Annotated in this window: 4 protein-coding genes; 2 read left to right on the forward strand and 2 right to left on the reverse strand. The window is 53.9% G+C overall.

Features of this window, described 5'->3' with window-relative positions:
• Position 1: 1 nt before the first annotated feature.
• Complete coding sequence (gene yceD, locus ACRCWW_RS13755) at positions 2-523, reverse strand: 23S rRNA accumulation protein YceD (protein WP_438682917.1); 522 nt, start codon at positions 521-523, stop codon at positions 2-4.
• Between the two features lie 141 nt (positions 524-664).
• On the opposite strand from yceD, the gene ACRCWW_RS13760 reads away from it, so the two are divergent.
• The gene (locus tag ACRCWW_RS13760) at positions 665-1,249 is read left to right on the forward strand and encodes a Maf family protein (RefSeq protein WP_438682920.1); all 585 of its coding nucleotides are present in this window, start codon (positions 665-667) and stop codon (positions 1,247-1,249) included.
• An 83-nt stretch (positions 1,250-1,332) separates the two neighbouring features.
• On the opposite strand, the gene rluC is transcribed toward ACRCWW_RS13760, so the two are convergent.
• Positions 1,333-2,286, reverse strand: a complete 954-nt coding sequence (rluC, locus tag ACRCWW_RS13765; protein ID WP_438682918.1) for a 23S rRNA pseudouridine(955/2504/2580) synthase RluC — start codon at positions 2,284-2,286, stop codon at positions 1,333-1,335.
• A gap of 692 nt (positions 2,287-2,978) precedes the next feature.
• Between rluC and rne the strand changes: the two genes are divergently transcribed.
• On the forward strand, positions 2,979-6,167 hold the full coding sequence (gene rne / locus ACRCWW_RS13770; protein ID WP_438682919.1) for a ribonuclease E: 3,189 nt from the start codon (positions 2,979-2,981) through the stop codon (positions 6,165-6,167).
• Positions 6,168-6,332 lie beyond the last annotated feature (165 nt).

The raw sequence follows: 6,332 nt of genomic DNA on the forward strand, positions 1-6,332 counted from the left end.
ATTACTTACGCTTTAAGCTGGCTAATACGGCAAATGGGTTTGGTTTTTGTGCCTCTTCAGGCAGTTCGCCAAAGACCATGTCCGCGTCGGACACTTCACAGTGTTCAGAATCATGCACCGGAACTACAGGTAAGGAGAGGATAATTTCATCCTCGACCAAAGCCCGCAGATCGATTTCACCGTATTCGTTAACCTGAATCGGCTCATACGCTTCCGGGAGTGCCTCAGCCTGTTCATCATTTTTGATCGGGCTGAAACAATACGTTGTGTAGACCGCATGTGGGAACGGTTTCCCGCAGCGCTGGCATTCGAGAGTCACCGAAACCTTTGCATCACCTTTAATCACGGCGAGGCGCTGATTGTCGATGGCGAATGTCATGTCGCATTCCACATCACTGTCCACACTGACTACAGATTCGGCAAGACGCTCAACCTGTTCCGGGGTGTAGACACCCGCGTAATCAAGGCGTTTTTGAGCGGTACGAACCGGATCAAGAGTCAGGGGTAATTTTACCTTTTGCATAGGGCGCGCATATTAACTTTGTAACGTCATAGAGTCAAAGAAAAAGGCACCCTCAGGCGCCTTTTGCCAATTATTCGCACACATTGCGGCCTGTAGTTTAAAATGTCGCAATCCGAATCACCAGATCCTGGTAAAAAAATTATGCCTCGTCTAGTTCTTGCTTCTACTTCCCCTTATCGCCGCGAATTACTTAAAAAGCTTGAATTGCCTTTTGAGTGCGCGGCCCCGCAGGTAGATGAAATGCCTCTGCCAAGTGAAACGCCTCGCCAGCTTGTTTTGCGTCTGGCCCAGGCCAAAGCTATGGCGCTGAAAGAACGCTATCCCGAACACCTGATCATTGGTTCCGATCAGGTGTGCGTACTGGATGGGAAAATTACCGGCAAGCCGCATACCGAAGAAAATGCGCATCAGCAACTGCGTAAAGCGAGCGGGCATGTCGTCACCTTCTATACAGGCCTTGCGCTCTATAACAGCGCTACGGGGCATTTACAGACCGAATGCGAACCGTTCGATGTCCACTTTCGCCAGCTCACCGAAAGCGAAATTACACATTACATCCAAAAAGAGCAGCCGCTGAACTGCGCGGGAAGTTTCAAAAGTGAAGGATTGGGGATCAGTTTGTTCGACAGGCTGGAAGGCAGAGACCCGAATACGCTTGTCGGGCTGCCGCTGATTGCGTTGTGCAAAATGCTGAGGTACGAGCACCACAATCCTTTACTGGGATAAGGCGATATTGCCTGCTGGCGCTTCGCTGAGCAGGCCTACACACTCGTAGGCCGGTGCAAGCTCAGCGCCGCCCGGCATTAAAACTACTTCTGACTGCGCAAAACCTGCAAGCAGCGCTTCAACTGCTCGTCCATCGGCGCTTCAATTCGCAGCGTTTCACCCGTTCCCGGATGAGTGAACTTTAACGCAGCGGCATGCAAGAACAGTCTGTTGAGCCCCGTGCCTGCAAGCTGTCTGTCAAACTCACGATCGCCATAACGATCGTCAAACGCTATCGGATGCCCCGCATGCAGCGTATGCACACGAATCTGGTGCGTACGCCCTGTCACCGGGCTACAGCGAACCAGCGTCGCATGGGTAAAACGCTCTTCCACTTTAAAGCGAGTTTCAGACGGCTTCCCTTCCTGGCTCACACGCACAATACGCTCACCGCTTTGCAGAATATTTTTCAACAAAGGAGCCTGCACCACTTTCGTGTGTGACTGCCACTGCCCGCGCACCAACGCCAGGTAATCTTTCTGCATGCCCTTTTCACGCAATTGTTCGTGCAGGGAACGCAGCGCCGAACGCTTCTTGGCAACCAGCAGAACACCCGATGTGTCTCGATCAAGACGGTGAACCAGCTCAAGGAAACGCGCTTCAGGACGCAGTGCTCGCAGGCCTTCAATCACACCAAAGCTCAGACCGCTGCCACCGTGTACTGCTGTTCCTGACGGTTTATTCAGCACCAGAATATGATCATCCTCATAAAGGATAACGTCGCTCAGCGCGGCCACTTTTTGCAGATGTGGTGAAACGGCGTCTTCTTCACGCTCCGCGACTCGCACTGGCGGAATACGCACTTCGTCGCCCGCTTCCAGCTTATATTCCGGCTTAACGCGCTTTTTGTTCACGCGCACTTCACCCTTACGCAGGATGCGATAAATCATGCTTTTCGGCACACCTTTAAGCTGGGTGCGCAAAAAGTTATCAATTCGCTGCCCCGCCTCATCTTCGGCGATGGCAACCATTTTTACGGTCGGAGTCTCAGTTTTCATGGGGGGCGATTCTAAAGAGGCACACGCATTCGCGCCACTCCTTTTTCTGTGCTTATATTATGACGTCAGCGGCACTCCTTTTTTATCTCACTGACTGAATTGATGGTTATTAGAACAATCCGTTCGGGAAAGTGAAAAAACTGTGAGTAACCGGGTGATAAATGGTAAAAGTCATCTTGCTATAACAGGGTGAGCAAGGAATAATGATGCCGTTTTCCGTGCTGATCTCTTGTAAGTACAAGCAGTAAGCGGAATGACCCATTTTGTCTGAATGATTTTTTATGCAGCAATGGCGTAAGACGTATTTATCTTTCAGACAGTTAGCGGGCTGCGGGTTGCAGTCCTTACCGGTTGATACTCTTAATTTCAAGCCGCTGTTGGCGGCAAACCTGGGATCTCCAGGCGCTACTCCAGTGAGTGACTGGGGTAAGCAGGTGAAGCCACCGTCTGCGACTTGAAAAACACTGAGTATAGAAGGAACCTTCTCTGGAGAATCATTCCCAGGCTGTTCCCCTGAATAATTGCGCTGTGTTTCCGTTTGAAACGCAGGCTACCGACACTTTGCGCCTCTTAAGCGAGCGACAACCGTGAGGTTGGCGACGTGAACAGTCACGAGGCCATCGGTTTACCCCCGGCAAGGAAAACTCTGCCCGTAGCTTAGTCGTCAATGCAAGAATAATGAGTAAGTTACGATGAAAAGAATGTTAATCAACGCCACTCAGCAAGAAGAGTTGCGTGTCGCCCTCGTGGATGGGCAGCGTCTGTACGATCTGGATATCGAAAGCCCAGGACACGAACAGAAAAAAGCAAACATCTACAAAGGCAAAATTACCCGTATCGAACCTAGCCTTGAAGCCGCATTCGTAGATTACGGTGCCGAGCGTCACGGTTTCCTCCCTCTTAAAGAAATCGCCCGCGAATACTTCCCGTCAAACTACAATGCGCATGGCCGCCCGAACATCAAAGATGTTCTGCGCGAAGGCCAGGAAGTCATTGTGCAGATTGACAAAGAAGAGCGCGGCAACAAAGGTGCGGCACTGACCACCTTTATCAGCCTTGCCGGTAGCTACCTGGTGCTGATGCCAAACAACCCTCGTGCCGGTGGTATCTCTCGCCGCATCGAAGGTGACGATCGCACCGAACTGAAAGAAGCGCTTTCCAGCCTGCAACTGCCTGACGGCATGGGCCTGATTGTGCGCACTGCGGGTGTCGGCAAATCTGCCGAAGCACTGCAGTGGGATTTGAGCTTCCGTCTGAAGCACTGGGAAGCGATTCAGAAAGCCTCTGAAAGCCGCCCTGCCCCGTTCCTGATTCACCAGGAAAGCAACGTTATCGTACGTGCCTTCCGCGATTACCTGCGCCAGGACATCGGCGAAATCCTTATCGATAACCCGAAAGTGCTTGAGCTGGCTCGCCAGCATATCTCTGCGCTGGGCCGTCCGGATTTCAGCAGCAAAATTAAGCTCTACACCGGTGAAATTCCGTTGTTCAGCCACTACCAGATCGAATCGCAGATTGAATCCGCTTTCCAGCGTGAAGTGCGTCTGCCATCAGGCGGCTCTATCGTTATCGACAGCACCGAAGCGCTGACCGCTATCGACATCAACTCCGCGCGTGCAACCCGCGGCGGCGATATCGAAGAAACAGCTTTCAACACTAACCTTGAAGCTGCCGATGAAATTGCTCGCCAGCTGCGTCTGCGTGACCTCGGCGGCCTGATTGTTATCGACTTCATCGATATGACCCCGGTTCGTCACCAACGCGCAGTTGAAAACCGTCTGCGTGAAGCGGTGCGTCAGGATCGTGCGCGCATTCAGATTAGCCACATTTCTCGCTTCGGCCTGCTGGAGATGTCTCGTCAGCGCCTGAGCCCGTCACTGGGTGAGTCCAGCCACCACGTGTGCCCACGTTGTAGTGGCACCGGCACCATCCGTGACAACGAATCCCTGTCACTTTCTATTCTGCGCCTGATTGAAGAAGAAGCGCTGAAAGAGAATACCCAGGAAGTTCACGCGATTGTTCCGGTTCAGGTTGCTTCTTACCTGCTGAACGAAAAACGTGCCGCCATCAGCGCCATCGAAACCCGCCAGGGTGGCGTTCGCGTGATTGTCGTACCAAACGATCAGATGGAAACCCCGCACTACTCTGTTCTGCGTGTCCGCAAAGGCGAAGAAACTCAGACCCTGAGCTATCTGCTGCCGAAACTGCACGAAGAAGAGATGGCGCTGCCGTCTGAAGCCGAACCAGCAGAACGTAAACGTCCTGAGCAGCCTGCTCTGGCGACGTTCGTGATGCCTGATGCACCGCCAGCGCCAGCCGCTGAAACGGCGAAAGTTGCTGCGCCGGAAGCGAAGAAAGCGGCACCGGTTGCTGCAACTGCAGCGGCACCTGGCCTGCTTTCCCGTTTCTTCTCCGCGCTGAAACAAATGTTCAGTGGCAGCGAAGAAGCTGTGGTTGAACCGCAGCCGGTGAAGAAAGAAGAGAAACCAGAACGTCAGCAGGATCGTCGTCGTTCTCGTCAGTCTAACCGCCGTGACCGCAACGACCGTGGCGATCGCAACGACCGTCGTGATAACCGCGATAACCGTGGCGAACGCGATAATCGCAATGAAAACAGCGAAGGCCGTGAAGATAACCGTCGCAACCGTCGCGAAAAACCGCAGCAAAACGCTGAAACTCGTGAATCACGTCAGCAGAACGTCGTGGAAGAGGCTGATAAGTCTAAATCCCGTGACGAGCAGCAGCCACGTCGTGAGCGTAACCGTCGTCGTAACAATGACGATAAACGCCAGGCTCAGCAGGATGTGAAGGTTCAGACTCGTGAAGAACAACCCGCTCAGGAAACCGAGCAGGAAGAACGCGTTCAGTCCATGCCGCGTCGTAAGCAGCGTAATCTGGCGCAGAAAGTGCGCATCGAGACCGCTGAGGAAACGGCAGTAACAACAGCGGTGGCTGAAGCGCCTGCACCTGCTGCCGCTGCGCCAGCACAGCGCACTGAACTTGCGAAAGTCGACCTGCCAGCGGTTATTGACACGCCAGCAGAAGACGAAAGCAGCGAAGGCCGTGAAACTGCCGGTATGCCGCGTCGTTCACGTCGCTCTCCACGCCACCTGCGCGTGAGCGGCCAGCGTCGTCGTCGCTACCGTGACGAGCGTTACCCGACTCAGTCTCCGATGCCGCTGGCTATCGCCTGTGCGTCCCCGGAAATGGCGTCTGGTAAAGTGTGGATCAGCTACCCGGTATCACGTCAGCATGACAACCAGGTTGAAGAAACTCGCGAGCAGGAAGTTGTTCAGGCTGTAGAAACGGCAGAAATCGTTGCTCCAGTCGTTGAACAGGTTGCTCCTCAGGCTGAAGCGCCAGTGGCAGAAACTGTGGAAGTTGTAGAGCCGCAGTCTGTTCAGGCTGAACCTGCAGCGCCAGTGGTTGAAACCACGCATCCAGAAGTGATTGCAACGCCGGTTGCTGAGCAGCCACAGGTGATTGCTCAGGAAGATGCTGTTGTGGCCGAAGTCATCGCAGAAGAAGCTGCTCCAGCGGTTGCTGAAGAAGTGGAACAGGCCGTTGCCGTCGAGCAGCCAGTTGCAGAGCAACCTGTCGTTGAACAGCCAGTGATTGCCGCTGAATCTGCGCCGGTTGTCTCTCAGCCAGTCGTCGAAGCAGCAGCCAAATCTGTTGTTATCGCCACGGCGCCAGAGGCTCGCCACCACGCGACCGCACCAATGACTCGCGCTCCAGCGCCGGAATATGTGCCGGAAGCGCCACGCCAAAGCGATTGGGTTCGCCCTGACTTCAACTTCGAAGGCAAAGGGTCTGCCGGTGGCCATAGCGCCACGCACACAGCAACCGCTGGCCCGACTCGTCCACAGTCAGTGGAATAAGCGTAAAGCTCATCACAAACCGCCTTCGGGCTAACACCGATCGGTTAAGCAGAATGATCGGTTGAACGATCCGGCGGGTAGACGACAATAGCCTCATCAATTTTCTGATGGGGCTTTTTTATGCTTTCTTCCTGGCTCGACGATACCCAAACCTGGGCCGAACCC

It is taken from the genome of Scandinavium sp., assembly GCF_051650185.1.
In the GTDB taxonomy this organism is placed as follows: Bacteria; Pseudomonadota; Gammaproteobacteria; order Enterobacterales; family Enterobacteriaceae; genus Scandinavium.

Excerpts from the sequence above, each read along its gene's own strand:
- yceD (WP_438682917.1), bottom strand. The coding sequence starts at position 523 with ATGCAAAAGGTAAAATTACCCCTGACTCTTGATCCGGTTCGTACCGCT.
- ACRCWW_RS13760 (WP_438682920.1), top strand. The coding sequence starts at position 665 with ATGCCTCGTCTAGTTCTTGCTTCTACTTCCCCTTATCGCCGCGAATTA.
- rne (WP_438682919.1), top strand. The coding sequence starts at position 2,979 with ATGAAAAGAATGTTAATCAACGCCACTCAGCAAGAAGAGTTGCGTGTC.
- rluC (WP_438682918.1), bottom strand. The coding sequence starts at position 2,286 with ATGAAAACTGAGACTCCGACCGTAAAAATGGTTGCCATCGCCGAAGAT.